Source organism: Streptomyces sp. DH12, from assembly GCF_020873895.1.
In the GTDB taxonomy this organism is placed as follows: Bacteria; Actinomycetota; Actinomycetes; order Streptomycetales; family Streptomycetaceae; genus Streptomyces.
In genome coordinates this window covers 1-565 of record NZ_JAHWGT010000551.1, presented here as the reverse complement: position 1 = coordinate 565, position 565 = coordinate 1, and the positions used below count along the sequence as shown (strand labels likewise).

General features: G+C 77.5%; 1 pseudogene. It reads right to left on the bottom strand.

Annotated elements, in window-relative coordinates:
• Positions 1 to 565: pseudogene (locus LPA54_RS35720) on the bottom strand (malto-oligosyltrehalose synthase); the annotation flags it as partial.

The window sequence follows — 565 nt, the reverse complement described above, 5'->3', positions numbered from 1 at the left end:
GCGCAGTACGCGTGGAAGCGGTCCGGGGCCACCGCCGGGCCGCCCGGCTCGCCGCCCACCTCCGTCGCCGACAGCAGCGGCACGTAGCGGTAGAACGCCGTGTCCTCCACGGACTTGGCCCGCAGCGCCGACGCCGTCTGCGCGAACCGCGTACGGAACTCCACGTGCGCGGGTCCGTCCCCGTACCGCCCCAGCAGCAGGTCCCGCACGACGTCCACCGCGCCCGCCTCCTCCGGGACGGCGAACGCGCGCCGGGCCTCGGCCGCGGCCTCCTCGGTCACCACCGTGGCCGCGTCCTCGGGGGAGTAGGGCCGGTACACCTCCAGCCGCACCAGCAGCTCCGTCAGCGCGGTGCGCAGCGCCCACGGCGCGCGGTCCCGCAGCGCGGTCTCGGGGGCGGTCGCGCACAGCCGGCTCGCCACCCGGGTGAGCCGCTCGGTCTCGGCGGCCAGCTCGTGCGTGAGCACCTTGTACGCGGCCCGCCGCACCGTGGCGTCCCAGTCGCCGCCCCGGTCCGTCTGAGGGGCCGCGTAGGCCCGGTAGCGGCCCAGCAGCTCCCCGAACC